Origin of the sequence: Nonomuraea sp. NPDC026600 (genome assembly GCF_040638335.1) — a bacterium.
Taxonomy (GTDB): domain Bacteria; phylum Actinomycetota; class Actinomycetes; order Streptosporangiales; family Streptosporangiaceae; genus Nonomuraea.
On record NZ_JBEZYD010000003.1, the window covers coordinates 516,943 to 535,468 of the forward strand.

Below are 18,526 nucleotides of genomic sequence, written 5' to 3' on the forward strand. Positions count from 1 at the left end.
ACCCCGCCTGCCGGCCCTGCCGCCCCGGCCCTCCCGGGGTACGGCGAGCGGCGCCGGGCCCTCCCTGAGAGCCGGCGCCGCCGCGGCCGGGACCCTGCCCCCTGCCGCCTGTGTCTCTCACCGTCCTGGGTCCACCTGACCGTTGACGGCGCCGTCGTCGGTCAGGACGTTGGGCTTGTCCCAGTCACGGTGCTGACCCTGCAGCTCGGCGTTGTCGGCGAGCTGCTGGGGGCCGGTGTTCTTCTCGTTCGCGAGCTTGGCCTCCTCGTTGGCCTGCCGCGCCACCGCGATCTCGTCACGCAGGTTGGCCGCGGTGATGGAGTCCTGCGCGAGAACGGTGTTGAGCAGCAGCAAGCTCACCAGGCCACCGCACATCAGCCCGACGACGAGCAGCACGAACGGAGCCCGCTGGCGCCCGCGCGACGGACGTCGCTTGAGTGCCGGGCGCATCCGCTCGGAGCTCGCCGGGATCTCGCCGTCGCCGGGACCGGTCGTCTCCGGTCCGCCGGGGCGTGATCGCGGGATGGGCTTGGACTGGTGAGGCACGCCGGGCCTGCGCGGGCCGGTCTTGGGTGCCGTCTTCAGCGGGACGCCGCGGACGGCCGCGGTCCGCCTGCTCTCCTGCTCAGTCCTGGTGGTCAACACGGATCCTCTCTGCCGCCCGTAGCCGGGCCGAGGTCGCCCGCGGGTTGCGGGCCACCTCTTCTTCGCTTGGGAGCTCAGCTCCCCTCGTCAACAGGCGGAACCGCGGCTGATGAGCCGGCAGCGGGACAGGCAGCCCGGGGGGGCCGGTGTCCTTGGTTCGCGCCGCGAGGACCTGCTTGGTGAGCCGGTCCTCCAGGGAGTGGTAGGAGAGCACGACGACTCGCCCACCGAGCACGAGCGCGTCGAGTGCCGCGGGCAGCGCCGCCTCCAGGGCGGCGAGCTCCGCGTTGACCTCGATGCGCAGTGCCTGAAAAGTTCTCTTGGCGGGGTTGCCCCCGGTGCGCCGAGTGGCGGCTGGAATGGCCTGACGAACGATCTCGGCCAGCCGCTTAGTCGACGTTATGGGGTCCTTGGCCCTTTCCTTGATAATTAGGCCAGCGACACGCGGTGCGAACCGTTCCTCTCCGTAAACACGGAGGATGCGGGTTAGCTCCGCAGCCGAGTAGGTATTGACCACCTTCTCCGCAGTGAGCTCTTGATCCGTATCCATCCGCATGTCGAGCGGAGCGTCATAGGAATAGGCGAAACCGCGTTCGGCCTCGTCGAGCTGCGGCGAGGACACCCCCAGGTCGAACAGCACCCCGTCGATGGTGTCCCGGCCCGCCTGGGCGAGCACGTCGGGCAGTTCGTCGGACGAGGCGTGGACCAGCGTGGTCCGCTCGGCGTAGGGGGCGAGCCTGCGCGTGGAGAACTCGATCGCGAAAGGGTCGCGGTCGATGCCGATCAGGTGAAGAGACGGATGAGCGGCGAGCAGGGCCTCCGAGTGGCCACCCAGGCCGAGGTTGGCGTCGACGACGACGGCCTCCCGGCCGGTCAGCGCCGGAGCCAAAAGCTCCAGTACGCGGTCGAGCATGACCGGAACGTGACCGCCTGTGCCTGTGTTGTCGTACATCTCCAACCCCCCTCTCGCGTCCTTGCTCGCGGACGACGCGTCCGGACGATCATCGGCCCACCTGGCCCCCACCCGGCGCCGTCCGGCCAGGTCCCCATCCGCACCCTCTTCGTGGAGCCTGCCACCTGACACCGGGGAAGGTGCATCAGCGGGCGGGCAGTGGTTGCGGGTGGAGACCTCGCCGAACGACATCTCCGACGGATCGACCGTGGCTCTAGAGAATCCCTGGCAGCACCTCCTCCGACAAATCGGCGAACGCCTGCTCCTGCGCGTCGAGATAGGTATCCCAGGCTTGGGCGTCCCAGATCTCCAGCCGGGTGTTGGCCCCGATGACCGCGCAGTCACGCACGAGGCCCGCGTATTGGCGCAAGCTCTGCGGGATCGTGATGCGCCCCTGCTTGTCAGGCGTCTCGTCGGACGCGCTGGCGAAGAAGACGCGGCTGTAGTCGCGCACCGCCTTGGCGGTGACCGGGGCGGTGCTGAGAGCCTCGGTAATGCGCTGGAACTCCCCTACGGGAAAGACGTAGAGGCATCGCTCCTGGCCTTTGGTGATCACAAGACCCTCCGCCAGCTCCTCACGGTACTTAGCCGGCAGGAACAGCCGTCCCTTGTCGTCCAGACGCGGCTGATGGGTGCCGAGGAACATCGGCCCCACCTCCCGTGCCTAGCGAAGCGCTCAGCGCTGGCGCACCGGGCCCTCCACTGCGCACCACCATACTCCACTTCTCCCCACCGTCAACTGATTCCACCGCGGTTCGTCACCCGCACGCCGCGAGTTACCGCAGGTCAGAGCCATGAGGTCGGGTGGGGGGCGCCGGGGCGCGGCCCAACCCTCATGGGCGTGTCGAGGGTTGAAACGACCATGGAATTAGCGGATCGCGCGCTGCGGGAAGCGCCGCGTGGTGGAAAGTGGAGCGCGCCGTCAGGGCGACTGTCACGAGATTCGACCCCGTATGCCACAAGAACCGGAACCTTGGGCAGGTTCTCTGGAATATCGGTAAAAGTCGCTCCAGAACCCGCAGCGTCGTAGGGTCGTACACACAATGGAAAAGGAATGGCATGGCTCCCGCTATCGCACTCTCACGTGCGGGACTGCCGTAGCACTTCTCATGGAGGCCTGGTGGCAGTAACCCATGACGTCCCGAGCCGGCTCGATGAGCTGGTCTCCACCGCGCACCGGATCCGGCAGGCCATCGAGTCGGTGATCGAGGGCAAAGGGGACGCCGTCCGCCTCACACTGACCGTCCTGCTGGCCGAGGGCCACCTGCTGATCGAGGACGTGCCGGGGGTCGGCAAGACCATGCTGGCCAAGGCGCTGGCGAAGTCCATCGACTGCCCGGTCCGGCGCATCCAGTTCACGCCGGACCTGCTGCCCAGCGACATCACCGGAGTGAGCGCCTACAACCAGCAGACCAGGGAGTTCGAGTTCAAGCCGGGACCCGTGTTCGCCAACATCGTGGTGGGCGACGAGATCAACCGGGCCTCGCCCAAGACGCAGTCGGCGCTGCTGGAGTGCATGGAAGAGCGCCAGGTGACGGTTGACGGGGTGACCTACCAGCTCGACCTGCCCTTCATGGTGATCGCCACCCAGAACCCGATCGAGATGGAGGGCACCTACCCCCTGCCGGAGGCGCAGCGCGACCGCTTCACCGCGCGGGTCGCGATGGGCTACCCGGAGCCGGCGGCCGAGCTGGAGATGCTCGACGTGCACGGCGGCACCCCGCCGCTGGACAAGCTGGAGCCGGTCGCGACGACCGCCGAGGTGCGCGCGCTGATCGACGCGGTACGCGGCGTCTACGTCTCGCAGCCGGTCAAGAAGTACGCCATCGACCTCGCGGTCGCCACCCGCCACTCCCCCGACCTGCGGCTGGGCGCCTCGCCGCGCTCGACGCTGCAGCTGGTCAGGGCGGCCAGGGCGAACGCGGCGCTGTCCGGGCGCGACTACGTCATCCCGGACGACCTGCAGGAGCTGGCCGTGCCGGTGCTCGCGCATCGGCTGCTGCCCAGCATCGAGGCCCAGGGCCAGCGCCGCCTGCCGGAGCAGGTGGTGGCCGAGCTCGTCCGACGTGTGCCCGTGCCGGAGACGCGAGCGTCGTGAGAGACGGACTGCGGGCGCTGACCTCCAGGGGACGTTCGTTCCTGGCCTCCGGGGTGGCCGCCATGCTGATGGCCTTCCTGCTGGGCGAGAACGACCTGTTCAGGATCGGGGTGCTGGTGACGGCGCTGCCGCTGCTCGCCGCGATGGTGGTGGCGCGCACCCGCTACCGGCTGAGCTGCGCGCGGCGTCTCGACCCGGCCAGGGCGGAGGTGGGCGGCGAGGCGACCGTGACGCTGCGTCTGGAGAACGTCACCCGGCTGCCCACCGGGCTGCTGCTGATCGAGGACACCGTGCCGTACGCGCTGGGTGTGCGGCCCCGGTTCGTGCTGGACCGGGTGGAGTCGCGCGGGGTCCGGGAGATCGACTACCGGGTCCGCTCCGACCTGCGGGGCCGCTACACGATCGGCCCGCTGTCGGTGCGGATCACCGACCCGTTCGGGCTGGTGGAGCTCACCCGCGGGTTCACGATCAGCGACACCCTGGTGGTGACGCCGCAGGTGGTGGCACTGCCCCACGTACGGCTGTCGGGCGAGTGGACCGGCGGCGGCGACAGCCGCACCAGGAGCGTGGCGGCGGCGGGCGACGACGACGTGGCCCCGCGCGAGTACCGGCAGGGCGACGACCTGCGCCGGGTGCACTGGCGCTCCACCGCCCGCCGCGGCGAGCTGATGGTGCGGCGCGAGGAGCAGCAGTGGCAGAGCCGCGGCGCGCTGCTGCTCGACACGCGCCGCTACGCCCACCGCGGCGAGGGCCCGCGCTCCTCCTTCGAGGTGGCGGTCTCGGCCGCCGCCTCGATCGGCGTGCATCTCGCCCATGAGGGGCTCGGCCTGCGGCTGGTGACCGACCAGGGCGCCGAGCACCTGACCGACAGCGGGCTGAGCTGGTCGCTGCTCGACACCCTCGCGGTGGTACGCAACAGCACCGCCCGCTCGCTGGAGATGGGCGTGTCCGCGCTCCGTCAGGGCGGCGGCGACGGACTGATCGTGGCGGTGCTCGGCTCGCTGGACCCGGAGGAGGCCAGGGAGCTGGCCAGGCTCCGGCACAGCAGCATCACCGGGGTGGCCGTACTTCTCGACGTGAGCACATGGGACGGCGGCGAGCCCGGCTCCACGGAGAACTACGCGGCGGTGCAGGGAGTGCTCGCCGGTTACGGATGGCGCATCGTGCGGCTGCCCGCCGGTGTCTCGGTCGCCTCCGTCTGGCCGGACGCCGCCAACCGCGGCAGGTACGCGCTCAGCCCGGCGGGAGGTGCGGCATGAGGCTCTCGATCGCCGCGGCGGTGGCCACGTTCTGCGCGGCCGTCATGCTCTATCCGCTGTTCCAGGGCGGCTTCTGGTTCTGGGGGTCGCTGGGCGCGGTGCTCTCGGTGATGTGCGCCGGCCTGGTGAGCGGGCGGCTGTCGCTGCCCGCGTGGGCGGCGGCCCTGGTGAGCGTGGCCGCGCTGTGGATCTACCTGACCCTGGCCTACGCCTCCGACAAGGCGTGGGCATGGATGGTGCCGACCAAGGGGTCGGTGGTGGAGCTGGCCAAGCTGCTGGGCACCGGCTGGGCCGACATCCAGCGGTTCGCCGCGCCGGTGCCCGCCACCGAGGGCATTGCGCTGCTGACGGCCGGCGGCGTGGGGCTCATCGCGATCGTGGTGGACCTGTTCGCCGCCCGGTTGCGGCGCGCGGCGCTGGCGGGGCTGCCGATGCTGGCGCTGGCGACGGTGCCGGCCACGATCCTGCCGGATCCGATCAGCTGGCCCGCGTTCATCATCGCCGCCCTCGGCTTCACCAGCCTGCTGATCGCCGACGGCCGCGAACGCATCGGCCACTGGGGCCGCGCGGTGCTGGTCAGGCGGACCCGCATCGCCACCTCGCCGGTGCCGGGCGCCGAGCGCGAGACGGCCGACACGCGGGGGCTGCGCCTGTCGGGCAAGCGCATCGGGTTCGCCGCGATCGCGCTGGCGGTCCTGGTGCCCGCGGCGCTGCCGGCGATGGAGCCGGTGTCGTTCTTCAGCTTCGGCGTGGGCGGCAGGGGCTCGGGCAAGGGCAACTCGATCAGCATCCCGGACCCGATCGCCGGCCTGAAGGGCCAGCTGGAGCTGCCGGAACGGCGCACCGTGCTGTCCTACACCAACAGCGATGACAAGCCCCGCTACCTGCGGATCTACTCACTCGACACCTTCGACGGCGAGAAGTTCGGCATGACGGAGCCGAAGGGCGCGCCGGACGACAAGACGGAGAACGGCCCGCTGCCCACTCCGCCCGGCCTGTCTCCGGCGACCAAGGTCTCGAACGTGACGACCAGGATCCAGATCAGCGACGAGGTCGAGGGGCTGGTGTTCCTGCCCCTGCCGTACCCGGCGCGGCAGATCCGCATCGACGGCGACTGGCGCGCGGACGTCGGCACGCTGATGGTCTTCTCCACCAAGGACGAGGCCGCCGGCCTCGGCTACGACGTGCTCACCACCGAGCCCGACGTGACCTCGGACCAGCTCGACGCGCTGCCGCAGGCCAGGGCCGCGGCCAGCGACCCGCGTTACCTGAAGGTGCCGGAGAACCTCCCCTCGGAGATCAGAGACCTGGCGCTCAAGGTGACGGCGAACGCCCGTACGAGCTACGAGGCCGCGGTGAAGATCCAGGAGTTCTTCACCAAGACCGGCGACTTCACCTACAGCCTCAAGACGCAGGGCTCCGGAAACTCCGCGCTGAAGGACTTCCTGCTGCGCAGCAGGGCGGGTTACTGCGAGCAGTTCGCCGCGTCGATGGCGCTGCTGGCCAGGATCACGGGCATCCCCGCCAGGGTGGCGATCGGCTACACGGGAGGTACGAAGGTCGGCGACAGGTGGATCGTCGGCACGAACGACTCCCACTCGTGGCCGGAGCTGTACTTCGACGGCGTGGGCTGGCTGCCGTTCGAGCCCACTCCGACGGGCTCGCTCGGCCAGGGCAGCGCCCGGGTGCCCGCCTACACGCAGCCGCCCCCCCGTTCGACGGGTGACGACTCCACGCCGACGCCCGGAGCGACCAGCTCGGCCGACGACTCACCGCTCAACCCGCAGAACCGGGAGAACCCCCGCGCACTCGACCGCGAGGCCACCCTCGCCGACAACGGGCTGCCCGCCGACGACTCGATGCCGCTGATCGGCAAGCTCGGCATCGGCGCGGGCGTGCTCCTGCTCATCCTGCTGATCCCGGCCGGGATACGGCTGGTCACCAGGAGCAGGCGGGTCCGCGCGCTGAGCTGGAAGGTGTCCGAGCCGTCGGACGAGGTGACGGCCAAGGTGGTGGCGGGCAGCCACCCGTCCGTGGCGGCCGCCTGGGCGGAGCTGGACGACGTGCTGTTCGACTACGGAATGGCCCGCCGGCCCAGCGAGACACCCCGGGCGCTGGCGCGGCGGCTGACCGAACAGTATGAGTTCGACGCCGAGTCGGCCGCGGCCGTCTCGGCGATCGCCTCGGCGGTCGAGCGGGCGCTGTTCGCGCGGGACGTCGGCGAGCTCGCGCCGATGCGAAAGGACCTGCGGAGGGTACGGCAGGCGCTGGCGGCCACGGTGTCGCGCTGGCGGCGGGTGCGGGCCCTGCTGCTGCCCCCGTCGACGCTGCGGCGGCTACGGCTGATGGGCGAGCGGGTGCTCGACGGATTCGACCGGCTGGAGAACATCAGATTGCGGCGGACGGCGGCCCAGAAGGGCTCATGACCGTCTGACTCGACCGTGCGGTCGTTCCCCCTCGCGGGGGGCGGCCGCACGGTCGTCTGGAGGCTCTTTCGCGCTCAGCGCTCGTCGTGACGACGGCGCCAGCGCTCTTCCATGCGCTCCATGAAGCTGCCACGGTTGCCCCGGCGGGCCGGCTTGCCCGGAACGGACGCGCCCGAGGCGGGCGCGGCGTCGCCGAACCCGTTCATGCGTTTCCAGCTCGACAGACCCCACAGACACGCGGCGAGCATGACCACGAAACCGCCGACGCCGAGCGGAATCAAATTGATCACTACGCCGACCATCAGCAGGACGACGCCGAGGGCAAAGCCGATGGAGGCCTTGATGAGGCGACGCTTGTAATGGCTGCGCGGGTCACTGATCCTTACGGTGTTGGCCCACTTCGGGTCCTCGGCGTAGAGGGCCTGCTCGATCTGGTCGAGCAAGCGCTGCTCGTGCTCAGAGAGCGGCACGGCGCCTCCCAAGGACGGCCCCAGGACGGGGAAGACGGCAACGGACGACACGGGGTGTCCGAACCTCGCGGTCGGTTATCCCCAGAATACGAGGCTGTAGGCGTGGGCGAAAGCAAACGCCCAACGCAGACCAAACCGGAGGTGACGTCATGACTCCATTGTGGGTCATCCGCCGCCCCTCCCCAGAAATCCTGACATTGACGTCATGCCTCCATTTCATCAAGTCTGCCGCGTACAAGCGACGCTGGGAGCACCGCATCAGGACCAAATCTTCGGATCGCCCGATCCATGGCTTGCTCGGCCTCCCGCCAGCCGGTCTCCCGATCGCCCAGGCCGAGCTGGCGCGAGGCCGAATCGGCGGGGCGGAGGTTCTCCATCCTGACCCCGACGAGGCGCAGCCGCACCCGCTCAAGCCCTGCCGCCTCGAAGAGCTCGCAGGCCGTCGCGTAGATCTCCTGGGCCACGTCGGTCGGCTCTCTGAGGGTCCTGGACCGGTTGATGGTGGAGAAATCGGCGCGGCGCAGCTTCACACTCACAGTCCTGCCCACGTGGCCGGCCTTACGCATCCGGGAGGCCACGCGCTCGGACAGACGCAGCAACTCGCGTTTGATCACTTCGGGGTCGTCGATGTCGGCCGCGAAGGTCTCCTCGTTGCCGATGCTCTTGTCGGGCACGTGCGCGGTCACCGGGCGCTCGTCGCGGCCCCAGGCCAGCGCGGCCAGATGGCCTCCCACGGCCTGTCCCAGCTCGCGCCGGAGGGTCGCGACGGGGACCCTGGCCAGATCGCCGACCGTGCGGATGCCGAGGCGCACCAGAGACTGCTCTGTGCGCTCACCGACGCCCCACAGCGCCGACACGGGCAGCGGGTGGAGGAAGTCCACCACCTCGCCCTCGGGCACCACCAGGAGGCCGTCTGGCTTGCACTGCTTTGAGGCGAGTTTCGCCACGAACTTGCTGCTCGCCACACCCACCGAACACGTGATGCCGTGGCGCTCCAGCACCTGGGCCCTGATCATCGAGGCGATCGCGACGGGCGAGCCCAGTCTGCGCCGGGCACCGCCGACGTCGAGGAACGCCTCGTCGGACGCGATCGGCTCGACCATCGGGGTGATCGCGTGGAAGACCTCCATGACGCCCTTGGAGACCTCGGAGTATTTGCCGTGGCTGGGCGGGATGATCGTGGCCTGGGGGCACATCCTGCGCGCCCTGCTCATCGGCATCGCCGAGTGCACGCCGTAGGACCTGGCCTCATAGGTGGCGCTGAGCACCACGCCGCGCCCGGCCGGCGAGCCGACGATCACCGGACGCCCCCGCAGCTCCGGGCGGTCGAGCAGCTCGACGCTGGCGAAGAAGGCGTCCATGTCGACATGCAGGATCGGGCAGCCGCTGTCATCGACCCCGGTCTGTGGAGCGGGGCCGATGCCCGTGATCTGCTTACGAGACACGCCACCATTCTATCCGAACACGCGTTCTATGGTAGGAGCTGGTCAGCCACGATGGCCGAGGACGTGGAGCTGAGTGGCGATGTCACGCAGCACGGGATGGGCGGCGGCGGCCTGTTCGAGAGCGACGAGGGCCTCGGCCGCGCCCGGTTCGCCGTCGACCAGCCTGCTGGGCACCAGGTCGGCGAACACCCGCACGCCGTGCACCTCCCCGACCGTGAAGCCGGTCGCGGCCAGCAACTGGGAGAGCGTCTCGGCGGTGTAGCGGCACGGCGTGGGGTCGCGGTCGCCCCAGCTTCCCCGCGGGTCGCTCAGCACGGCCCTGGCCTCGTCGAACTGCCCCGCGAGCGCCCGGTGGATGGCACTGGCCACCGGGTTGGCGGCCAGCACGCTGACCGCGCCGCCCACGCGCAGCACCCCGGCCACGGCCGTCAGCGCGCTGATCGGGTCTTCCACGTATTCGAGCACGCTGTGGCAGAGGACCAGGTCGACGCTGTCGTGGTCGAGCAGGTCGCCCAGGTCGGCGGCGTCGCCCTGCAGGGCGCGTACGCCCACGCCCTTCTCCTTGGCCCTGCGCTCCAGCGCGGCCAGCGAGTCAGGACTCGGGTCGACCACGGTGACCGTGTGGCCCAGCTCGGCCAGCGGCACGGCGAACCCGCCGGTCCCGCCGCCGGCGTCGACGATGTCGAGATCATCACGCCCCGTGGCGGCCGCCCGCTCGGCCAGCACCGCCCGCAGCGCTTCCCAGACGACGGCGGTCCGCACCGCCGGAGTCCTCGTGACGCCTGCGGCACGTCCTTCAGCACGCAACGTCGGCTCGCCTCCCTTTGCTCCACGAACCTGTCCCCGGCTTCGCTCCCACAACCCCGCCCCAGACTACGCGGTGTGGGAGATCGCCCGCTCCGCCTCCTCCCTTCCAGGATCGCCGAAGCGCGCCCGCGAGTGGCGTCTGATGCGGTGGGGTCAGCAGCGACTTATCTACATTCAGAGGGAACTATGAGGATTTTGTGGCGAATCTCGCTGTTTGCGGTGGTGCTGGGGTCGCTGCCGGCCGTACCGGCTCAGGCGGAGACGGCGGGTGAGGAGTACGGCGCGTACTCGCGTATGACGTCGCGCAGCGCCGGTCAGTTCTGGGCCGATGGGAAGGCGGCCGGGCAGTGGGCCTGGAAGCCGCTGTCGGCCACCACGTCGGAGATCAGCTGGGGCGACCCCGCCAAGTGGCCGCCGAGCTACGCGGAGAAGTTCGTCCACGACGGCGGCTGGGTCATGCTCGACGGCTGGCGCGACAACGGCACCTACTACCGCCTGCGGATCACCAAGGAGCAGATCGGCGACGCCACGTGCGGGAACCTGCGCACGCTGGCCACCAACGGCCGGCAGCACTACGTGAAGTGGGACATCCCCAGCCAGACCTACTGCCTCAAGGCGTGGGGCACCATCACCGAGGAGTCGTCGGGCAAGGTCGTCGACTTCGGCCACACGCAGATCTGGTCGCCGCCCGCGCCCTGCGCCAACCCGAAGTACGGCACGCTGACCTGCGTCAAGCAGTGGGAGTCCTGGTGGGACAACCAGGGCCGGCCCGGCAAGCCGATCACCAGGAAGCTGGAGCGCGACCAGTTCATCGCCCGGGGCATCGGCATGGCCTTCGCCATCCGGCAGTACTTCCCCAAGGAGTGGCAGGCCGACGCGCACTCCGACTGGACCTGGTAGGACACCGGTGCCCCGCCGGCTGGGATGGACCGGCGGGGCTCTTGTGGGGCGTCGGCGCCCATGGCCGGCGCTGAGTTCCTGACGCGGGACGGGACCGGGGCGGGTGGGCTCCTGTCGAAGCCGCACGGTCAACCAGGCGCCGGCAGGCGCCGAACGGCTGACCGTGCGGTGTACACGTCCCTCGCCTAGCGCAAGCCGTGCAGGCCGCGTGTCTGGAACGTACCTCGCCCATGTGTACGGCCTTCGGGGCAGAAGTAGAAACTTCTTCTACCCAGAGGGGCAGGGATCCCCCGGCGGTAGAACCGGATTCACCTGAAGAGGGTGTCTAAAGGGTGATACTTGGCTTCAGCTGCTTGAAGCGAGCCAGCAGCCCGTTCACGAACTGAGGTGACTCGTCCGTGGACAGCTCGGCCGCCAGGTGCACCCACTCGCTGATGACCACGCCCTCGGGGACGTCGGGCATCCAGAGGAGCTCGTAGGTGCCGCCGCGCAGCAGGTTGCGGTCGACCGCGGGCATGCGGTCGAGGGTCCAGCCTTCGGAGTAGGTGGTGATGAGCTCGTCGATGCGGGCCTGGTGACGGGCGACGCCCTCGACGATGGTCGAGGTGTATTCGTTGACCGGGGGGTCCTGCCGTTCGACCCGCTCGGCGAGGATCCGCAGCGGATCCTCGCTGCGGAGTTCGGACTCGAAGAGGATGTCGAGCGCGCGACGGCGTGCTTTGCCTCGTGCCGACACCTCAGGCCCGGCCGAGGTATTCGCCGCTGCGCGTGTCGACCTTGATCTTCTCGCCGGTGGTGATGAAGAGCGGGACCTTGACCTCGGCGCCGGTCTCCAGCGTGGCGGGCTTGGTGCCGCCGGTGGAGCGGTCGCCCTGCAGGCCGGGCTCGGTGCTGGAGATGGTCAGCTCGACCGCCGCGGGCAGGTCGATGTAGAGCGCGGAGCCCTCGTTGAAGGCGATCGTGGCCAGGGTGTTCTCGAGCATGTAGTTGGCGGCGATGCCGACCGTCCGGGTGGGCACGTTGACCATGTCGTAGGTCTCGGTGTCCATGAAGACGAAGTCGTCGCCGTCCTTGTAGGAATACTGCATCTCGCGCTTGTCGACGTTGGCCACGTCGACCTTCACGCCGGCGTTGAAGGTCTTGTCGACGACCTTGCCCGAGAGCACGTTCTTGAGCTTGGTGCGCACGAACGCGCCGCCCTTGCCCGGCTTGACGTGCTGGAACTCCACAACGGCCCACAGCTCACCGCCGTCGAGCTTCAACACCATGCCGTTCTTGAGGTCGTTGGTCGTCGCCACTCGTATTCTCCCGCGTGTGGCCGCTCAAAGGACGAGCAGCTCCTTGGTCGTCTTCGTGAGGAGTTCCGGGCCGCCCGTGCGTGTGACAAGGGTGTCCTCGATGCGAACACCGCCCCGGTCCGGAAGGTAGACCCCCGGCTCGACGGTGACAGGAACTCGATCCTCTAGTCTACCGGTCCGCAACGGGCCGAGGAACGGGTCCTCGTGGATCTCCAGCCCGACGCCGTGACCGAGCCCGTGCCTGAAGTGACCGCCGTGGCCGGCCGCCTCGATGACCGAACGGGCGGCCGCGTCCACCTCCTTGGCCGTCGCCCCCGGCGCCAGGGCCTCGCTGCCCGCGCGCTGCGCGTCGGCGACCAGGTCGTAGATCTCCCGCTGCCAGGCGGCGGGGCCGCCCAGGGCCACCGTACGCGTCATGTCGGCGTGGTATCCCTGGTAGCAGGCTCCGAAGTCGATGGTGATCAGGTCGCCGGTGCGCAGCTCCCTGCCGCCGGGCGCGTGGTGCGGGATGGCGCCGTTCTCGCCCGCCGCGACGATGGTGGCGAAGGCCGGCCCGTCGGCGCCGAGCTCGATCATGCGGGCTTCGAGCAGCCGGGCGACGTCCCGCTCGGTGACGCCGGGGCCGATGTTGCCCGTGACGTCGGCGAACGCCTGGTCGCTGATCGCGCAGGCCGTACGGAGGAGCTCCAGCTCGTCGTCGTCCTTGACCGCCCGCAGCAGCTCCACGAGCGGCTCCAGGGGCACCGGCCCGCTCTCCAGCAGGCTGCTCAGCCGGTTGAACGTCGCCACGGTCATGCTCGCCGCCTCGATCCCGATGCCGGGCGCGGCCAGCCTGGCCGCCACGTCGGACGCCTCGACGGCCGCCACGTCCAGCCCGCGCGTCTTCTCGATGTAGCGGTTGTCGGTCACCAGCAGCGCGGAGCCGTCGGCCTTGATGAGCACGGCGGCGTTCGAGCTCTCCAGCCCGGTGAGGTAGCGCACGTTGACGCCCGAGGTGACGAGGATCGCGTCGACCTCGCGCGCGGGCAGCATTTCCGCGACCCGCGCCCGGCGTTCCGGATAATTGACGGTCATTTCGTCAATGTACGTGTATTAACCCTCGCGCCACTATTGACCTCCCCTGTCACACGCGAATACCGTGCTGAACGCTGTTCACATAATTCCATGGAGCGCCCCATGATGAGGTCCGCCTTAGCTGTCGCCTTGACCGTTCTGACCATGGGGAGCACCCCGGCGGTAGCCGCACCGCCCCCACCCGGTCATATCCGGGTCGATCAAGTGGGTTTCGCACCCGCCGAGTCCAAGCACGCCTTCCTGATGACCCGCGCGGGGTCCGCGGGCGCCCGCTTCAGCGTCGTCCGCGACGACGGACGCGAGGTGCTCAAGGGTACGGCGGGCAGCGACCTGGGCTCGTGGAACGGCACGTACAAGCACGTGTACGGCCTGGACCTCACCCCGCTGAAGGAGCCGGGCCGCTATCGGGTCAAGTCGGGCACGATGACCTCCCCCGCCTTCCAGATCGCGCCCACCTCGCCCACCTCGAAGATCCTCACTTTCTTCGAAGGGCAACGGGACGGCGGTCGCAGGCACCGCAACGACAAGGCCGCCTCGGTCTATGACTGGCCGGTGTTCACCGGGCCGGACACCGACGAGATCAAGGGCAAGCTGACGAAAATCGGCGGCCCCGTGAACGTCGAGGGCGGATGGTTCGACGCGGGTGACTATCTCAAGTTCACCCACATCCTGGCTTATGTCGACACGCTGCTCTGGGCCTCGGCACGGGACGGCGGACCCGACCAACGCCTCAACCGCGAAGCCACCCACGGCCTGAAATATCTGGACAAAATGTGGGACGGCGCTTCTAAGACCCTCTACATCCAGGTCGGCATCGGCGCGGGCAACGAGGAGGCCTCCTACGTCGGCGACCACGACGTCTGGCGGCTGCCCGAGTCCGACGACTCCTCCCGGCACCGCTTCCTGCGCAACCGGCCGGTCTTCCGCGCGGCCGGCCCCGGCAAGCCGATCAGTCCCAACCTGGCCGGCCGTACCGCGGCGGCCTTCGCGCTGGCCGCGCAGGTGGAGCCGTCCCACGAGCGGGCGGCGGCGCTGCTGGGCAAGGCGGCGGCGGTCTACGCGATGGCCAAGACGGAGAAGGTGGGGCAGCTCGTCACGTCGCTACCGCACGCCTTCTACCCGGAGAGCGCCTGGCGCGACGACATGGAGCTGGGCGCCGCCGAACTGGCGCTGGCGGCGCTGCGGCTGGGCGACGACCGGGCCGAGGGCTGGCTGGAGAAGGCGGCGCACTGGGCCGGGCAGTACCTGGAGCACGAGGCCGGGGACGACACGTTCAACCTGTACGACGTGAGCGCGCTAGCCCACACCGACCTGATCAAGGCCATCCGGCAGGCGAACGCGTCCAGCCCGGTGCAGGCCATCGAGGTGATGGGCCCCGACGGGCAGCCGGCACTGGTCGGCACGTCGGGTCAGGAGCAGATCTCCGATGGGCTCGCCGTCTCCGAGCAGCAACTGGTGGACGATCTACGGGCGCAGCTCGAGATCGGTTCCGCGCGGGCCGGGAAGGATCCGTTCCGTGCGGGGGCCGCTTACACCGAGTTCGACGCGGTGCCGCACGCGTTCGGGATGGCGGCGACGTCGCGGCTGTACCGGTCGGTGAGCGGGGACCGGACGTATGACGCCTTCGGGACGCGGCAGCGCGGGTGGGTGTTCGGCGCCAACGCGTGGGGCGTGTCGTTCGTCGCCGGGGCGGGTGAGAACGCGATCCGCTGCCCGCACTACCAGATCTCCGACATCACCAGGAAGCCCGCCACGGGGGCCGTGGTGAACGGGCCGAACGACGCGTCGCTGTTCCACGACGGGCTGGGCGACCATCTGGAAGGGATGGTGCCGTGCCCATCGGACGGCGTGGACCGGTTCGCGCCGTTCACCGGGCGGGGCAGCCGGTTCGTGGACGATGTGCGGTCCTGGCAGGCGTCGGAACCGGCGGACGACTTCGCGGCCATCGGCGTCTACGCGCTGACGCTGATGTCGCGATAGCCGCCGCCGGTCGCCGCCAGTCGCCGGAGTCAGAGTTTCCAGTCGTTGAGGAAGTCCGCGAGGGGTCCGGAGGAGGGGACGTCGCCCTTCTCCTGGGCCTTGCGGAGGTCGCGGACGACGCCCGCGATCTGGTTGAGCGGCGGGTCGTCGTGGTCCTTCAGGGACTTCCTGGCGACCTTCCTGATCTTTTCGTGGGCCTTTCTGGCCACGCCGGGCTCGATGTCGCCGATGGCCTCCTGAGCCGTCACGGCCTTGTCGAACTCACCCAGCCACTTCAGCCAGCCTCCGGTCGGGACGCTGTTGGCGAGCGTGCCCTTGGGGGTGGGTGTGGGGCCTCCGGGATCGGTGGGGAGGGGCGCGACGGACGTGCTCGGTTCGGGGGTTTCGGTCGGCTCCGGCGCCGGGGCGCTGGTGGTGGGCGTCGGCGAGGGTGTCGGCCCGGCCACGGGCTCGCCGCGTGATCCCGACCAAAGGATCAGGCCCACGGTGACCGCCGCGATCGCGGCCAGAGCCACGGCCAGTTGCACGAACAGCCGGCGGTTGGGCGACGGACCGGGTGGCGGCGCGTCGTAGATCGCGGTGTCGCCCTTGCGCGGACCGCCACTGTCGTGAAACACACCGGGAGGCATGGCCTGAGTATCACCGATGCCTGGGCCGCTCAGGTGGGCGATCGGCTGGCCGGACTGTGGCGCGACATCCGGGTAAGGCGTGATCTGACCCGTCCGGGGTGCGCCGCCCGGGTGGGACATGGCCTGACCCGTCTGCGGTGCGCCGCCCGGGTAGGACGCGGCCTGACCCGTCTGGGGTACGCCGCCCGGGTAAGGCGTGGCCTGACCGCTCTGGGGCGCCGGGTGAGGGATGGCCTGGGGGCCCGTGGCCGGGTGGGACTGCGGCGCTGTGGACTGGCCGGGCTGGGGCCGAGGTGGCCGGGCGATGGCGGCCAGCGCTCTGCGTACCGGCTCGCCACCGGCCGGCCGGGCGGCGGGGTCCTTGGCCAGCATGGCCAGCACCAGCCGGTCCAGTTCGGCCGGCACCTCCGCCCGATGGCTGCTCGGCGGGGCGGGCTCCGCGTGCAGGTGCAGCTCGCCCACCTCTTCCGGCGACCCCTCGAACGGCGGGCGCCCGCACAACACCTCGTAACAGACACACCCCAGCGCGTACAGGTCGGCGGCGGCCTCCCCACCGCGTCCGTCGATCACCTCGGGCGCCCGATACCGTACGCCGTCATCCGACGGCACCTGCCCGGCCAGCCCGAACCCCACGACCTTGAGCACCCCGCTCCCGGCCCGCCGGAAGCTGTCGGGCCCGATCTGGCCGTGCACCACCCCGGCCCGGTGCGCCGCCTCCAGCCCCGCGGCCGCCTGCCCGATGAGGTCGCAGGCCTCCACGAGGGGCAGCGGCCCCTCCCCTGCCACCTCCTCACCGAGGCTCTCCCCGGTGAGGAACTCCATCACCAGGAACGGCGCCCCCTCGTGGTCGCCCACGTCGAGCACCATGGCCACGTTCGGGTGGATCACCCGGGCCACGGCCTGGGCATGCTGCCGGAGCACCTCGGGCGTGGCCGCCCGCGTGTCCAGCATCTTCACGGCCACGGTCCAGTCGGCGCGCTGGTCGTACCCGCGCCACACCTCACCCGTCGGCCCGCTGCCGATGAGCTCATCAAGCCGGTACCGGCCGGCGACCAAAGACGGCGTCGCGTCGGACATATCTCCGCCAATAACTCAGAAACGGCAATTTCCGCCCCACACTAGGCCCCCAGGGGCCCCAACCGCCCCACAACACGGCCCGAAGGGATCGGCTCCGGCACAGTCGGCGCCGGGACCCGGTCGCCACCTGTCAACCCACCGGGTCGCGAAGGCGTCTCACAATCGCGAGGAGGCGCCATGAGTTATGGAGCAGTGCGAATGACGGCGGTCAAAGAACGTGACGGTCCAGGACGTTCGCCGTACGACATATGACGGGCCCGGGCATCACGCCCGGGGCGCATCGTCCTCGGGCCAATCCTCGGCGTAGATCAGCGCGAGCTCCTGCCACACCTCTTCCACCGGCCGTCCCTGCACCCGCGCGAGGTGCCGTACGAGCAGAAGGATGAGATGCAGGGAGGCCATCGCGGCGACCTCCCGTGGAACGTCGTTGATGACCCGGCTGATCACCTGCAGGCCGACGGGGTCGCTGGTGTCGCCGCTCTCCCGTGCTTCCAGAGCGACGGTGACCATCGCCAGCACGGCGTTCATGTGCTCTTTAAGGAAAGCGCCCCGCTGAGGGCTGCCTGTCATGACTCATACACCTTCCGGCATGGAGGGGTAGCGCCCTTGGGCGCCCGAACCAGCATGCCGTCTCAGCCGGTGCGATGCGCATCGATTCGCCCAGGAGAGCGCTTGCCGTCCCGGACAGTCTTTCTCACCCGGCACCCACGACGCGAACTCCCGTATGCCCGGATTCGGTCGCGCGCCGACGACCGACACATCCGAAGCCGACACGAAAAACGCCCGCCCGACCGGAGAAGAGCGGGGCGCATTGTGGCCGGGGCAGAATTCGAACCTGCGACCTCTGGGTTACAAGCAGGCCGCCAGACGCTTGAGGCTGCTCACCGGATCGCGCGCGATGGCGTCTGAACTGCAACGACCCCCACGAGTCGCCTCCTCGCGTCCCACCTGTCGCACGCGACCGTCACACGTTTTGGCACCGATCCGGCTACCGTGCGGCGGTGATCCATACTGCTACTTCAACTGATCGTAGTTGTTCCCCCCACCTGCGTGAGGAACATCCGCCCACGGCCTTGTCCGCGGGTTCTCCCCCACGAGCGTGGGGAGCCCGACGCTGCCGCCACGCGGTCAGGGCGTCGGCGGTTCACCCCCACGTGGGGGTGAACCGGCTGCCCGAACGATCGATCGTGTGTTTAAGCACTGGTCCCCACGCCCGTGGGGGTGAACCGGACGCGTTCGCTGACCTGTCCGCGCGGGAGAACTGATCCCCACGCCCGAGCGTGGGGAGCTCCCGGCTTCAGGATGTTCGGCATGTCCTCCCACCGGTTCACCCCCACGAGCGTGGGGAGCTCGACCTCGCCACCCGCCGGGGTCGTCACCTTCACGGTTCACCCCCACGAGCGTGGGGAGCTCACTTCGTGAGCAGCCATAATAAACGCGACCTGCGGTTACGCGCATGTCGGGGT

At 69.9% G+C, this 18,526-nt stretch carries 16 protein-coding genes; 5 read left to right on the forward strand and 11 right to left on the reverse strand.

The features are described from left to right. Positions 1-117: 117 nt before the first annotated feature. The 3 genes from AB0F17_RS09500 to mraZ form a co-directional block, all read right to left on the reverse strand. Positions 118-642 (reverse strand): hypothetical protein, encoded by a 525-nt coding sequence (locus AB0F17_RS09500; protein ID WP_358018919.1) that lies wholly within the window; start codon positions 640-642, stop codon positions 118-120. Continuing rightward, positions 626-1,597 carry a 16S rRNA (cytosine(1402)-N(4))-methyltransferase RsmH gene (gene rsmH / locus AB0F17_RS09505; protein ID WP_358018922.1) on the reverse strand — a complete coding sequence of 324 codons (972 nt, stop codon included), beginning with the start codon at positions 1,595-1,597 and terminating at the stop codon, positions 626-628. Before rsmH ends, AB0F17_RS09500 begins: the two co-directional genes overlap by 17 nt. 214 nt (positions 1,598-1,811) lie before the next feature. Further along, positions 1,812-2,243, reverse strand: a complete 432-nt coding sequence (mraZ, locus tag AB0F17_RS09510) for a division/cell wall cluster transcriptional repressor MraZ (protein ID WP_358018925.1) — start codon at positions 2,241-2,243, stop codon at positions 1,812-1,814. 474 nt (positions 2,244-2,717) lie between these two features. On the opposite strand from mraZ, the gene AB0F17_RS09515 reads away from it, so the two are divergent. The 3 genes from AB0F17_RS09515 to AB0F17_RS09525 are packed head-to-tail and all read left to right on the forward strand — an operon-like array spanning position 2,718 to position 7,380. Further along, positions 2,718-3,695 carry a MoxR family ATPase gene (locus AB0F17_RS09515; RefSeq protein WP_358018928.1) on the forward strand — a complete coding sequence of 326 codons (978 nt, stop codon included), beginning with the start codon at positions 2,718-2,720 and terminating at the stop codon, positions 3,693-3,695. Beyond that, complete coding sequence (locus tag AB0F17_RS09520; protein ID WP_358018931.1) at positions 3,692-4,954, forward strand: DUF58 domain-containing protein; 1,263 nt, start codon at positions 3,692-3,694, stop codon at positions 4,952-4,954. Before AB0F17_RS09515 ends, AB0F17_RS09520 begins: the two co-directional genes overlap by 4 nt. Next, positions 4,951-7,380 carry a DUF3488 and transglutaminase-like domain-containing protein gene (locus AB0F17_RS09525; protein WP_358018934.1) on the forward strand — a complete coding sequence of 810 codons (2,430 nt, stop codon included), beginning with the start codon at positions 4,951-4,953 and terminating at the stop codon, positions 7,378-7,380. The genes AB0F17_RS09520 and AB0F17_RS09525 overlap by 4 nt, the downstream gene beginning before the upstream one ends. A gap of 74 nt (positions 7,381-7,454) precedes the next feature. Here the strand turns inward: AB0F17_RS09525 and AB0F17_RS09530 are convergent, their stop codons facing one another. The 3 genes from AB0F17_RS09530 to AB0F17_RS09540 form a co-directional block, all read right to left on the reverse strand. Beyond that, positions 7,455-7,850: a DUF3040 domain-containing protein gene (locus AB0F17_RS09530; RefSeq protein ID WP_358018937.1), complete on the reverse strand. Its 396-nt coding sequence runs from the start codon at positions 7,848-7,850 to the stop codon at positions 7,455-7,457. Positions 7,851-8,053: 203 nt separating this feature from the next. Beyond that, entirely contained in the window at positions 8,054-9,295 is a 1,242-nt protein-coding gene (gene dinB / locus AB0F17_RS09535) for a DNA polymerase IV (RefSeq protein WP_358018940.1), read from the reverse strand. A 42-nt stretch (positions 9,296-9,337) separates the two neighbouring features. Continuing rightward, positions 9,338-10,057, reverse strand: a complete 720-nt coding sequence (locus AB0F17_RS09540) for a methyltransferase domain-containing protein (RefSeq protein WP_358018943.1) — start codon at positions 10,055-10,057, stop codon at positions 9,338-9,340. A gap of 231 nt (positions 10,058-10,288) precedes the next feature. Here AB0F17_RS09540 and AB0F17_RS09545 point away from each other — a divergent pair, with 231 nt between their 5' ends. Continuing rightward, positions 10,289-11,002 carry a hypothetical protein gene (locus AB0F17_RS09545; protein WP_358018946.1) on the forward strand — a complete coding sequence of 238 codons (714 nt, stop codon included), beginning with the start codon at positions 10,289-10,291 and terminating at the stop codon, positions 11,000-11,002. A gap of 325 nt (positions 11,003-11,327) precedes the next feature. Here AB0F17_RS09545 and nusB read toward each other — a convergent pair whose 3' ends face one another. Genes nusB through AB0F17_RS09560 form a run of 3 tightly spaced genes read right to left on the reverse strand, consistent with a single transcriptional unit; the run spans position 11,328 to position 13,374 of the window. Next, on the reverse strand, positions 11,328-11,738 hold the full coding sequence (nusB, locus tag AB0F17_RS09550) for a transcription antitermination factor NusB (RefSeq protein WP_358018949.1): 411 nt from the start codon (positions 11,736-11,738) through the stop codon (positions 11,328-11,330). 1 nt (position 11,739) lies between these two features. Beyond that, entirely contained in the window at positions 11,740-12,300 is a 561-nt protein-coding gene (gene efp, locus AB0F17_RS09555) for an elongation factor P (protein WP_358018951.1), read from the reverse strand. Positions 12,301-12,324: 24 nt separating this feature from the next. Next, entirely contained in the window at positions 12,325-13,374 is a 1,050-nt protein-coding gene (locus tag AB0F17_RS09560) for a Xaa-Pro peptidase family protein (RefSeq protein WP_358018953.1), read from the reverse strand. 144 nt (positions 13,375-13,518) lie between these two features. On the opposite strand from AB0F17_RS09560, the gene AB0F17_RS09565 reads away from it, so the two are divergent. Then, on the forward strand, positions 13,519-15,354 hold the full coding sequence (locus AB0F17_RS09565; RefSeq protein WP_358018956.1) for a glycoside hydrolase family 9 protein: 1,836 nt from the start codon (positions 13,519-13,521) through the stop codon (positions 15,352-15,354). Positions 15,355-15,383: 29 nt separating this feature from the next. Here AB0F17_RS09565 and AB0F17_RS09570 read toward each other — a convergent pair whose 3' ends face one another. Together AB0F17_RS09570 and AB0F17_RS09575 are read right to left on the reverse strand one after the other, a co-directional pair. Then, positions 15,384-17,060, reverse strand: coding sequence for a protein kinase (locus AB0F17_RS09570; RefSeq protein WP_358018959.1), 1,677 nt, complete (start codon positions 17,058-17,060; stop codon positions 15,384-15,386). 264 nt (positions 17,061-17,324) lie between these two features. Beyond that, complete coding sequence (locus tag AB0F17_RS09575; protein ID WP_358018962.1) at positions 17,325-17,630, reverse strand: hypothetical protein; 306 nt, start codon at positions 17,628-17,630, stop codon at positions 17,325-17,327. Positions 17,631-18,526 lie beyond the last annotated feature (896 nt).

What these genes read in the sequence shown, in the direction of transcription:
- AB0F17_RS09560 (WP_358018953.1), bottom strand. Translation starts at nt 13,374, where the DNA reads ATGACCGTCAATTATCCGGAACGCCGGGCGCGGGTCGCGGAAATGCTG.
- AB0F17_RS09565 (WP_358018956.1), top strand. Translation starts at nt 13,519, where the DNA reads ATGGGGAGCACCCCGGCGGTAGCCGCACCGCCCCCACCCGGTCATATC.
- AB0F17_RS09525 (WP_358018934.1), top strand. Translation starts at nt 4,951, where the DNA reads ATGAGGCTCTCGATCGCCGCGGCGGTGGCCACGTTCTGCGCGGCCGTC.
- AB0F17_RS09570 (WP_358018959.1), bottom strand. Translation starts at nt 17,060, where the DNA reads ATGTCCGACGCGACGCCGTCTTTGGTCGCCGGCCGGTACCGGCTTGAT.
- AB0F17_RS09545 (WP_358018946.1), top strand. Translation starts at nt 10,289, where the DNA reads ATGAGGATTTTGTGGCGAATCTCGCTGTTTGCGGTGGTGCTGGGGTCG.
- rsmH (WP_358018922.1), bottom strand. Translation starts at nt 1,597, where the DNA reads ATGTACGACAACACAGGCACAGGCGGTCACGTTCCGGTCATGCTCGAC.
- AB0F17_RS09575 (WP_358018962.1), bottom strand. Translation starts at nt 17,630, where the DNA reads ATGACAGGCAGCCCTCAGCGGGGCGCTTTCCTTAAAGAGCACATGAAC.
- mraZ (WP_358018925.1), bottom strand. Translation starts at nt 2,243, where the DNA reads ATGTTCCTCGGCACCCATCAGCCGCGTCTGGACGACAAGGGACGGCTG.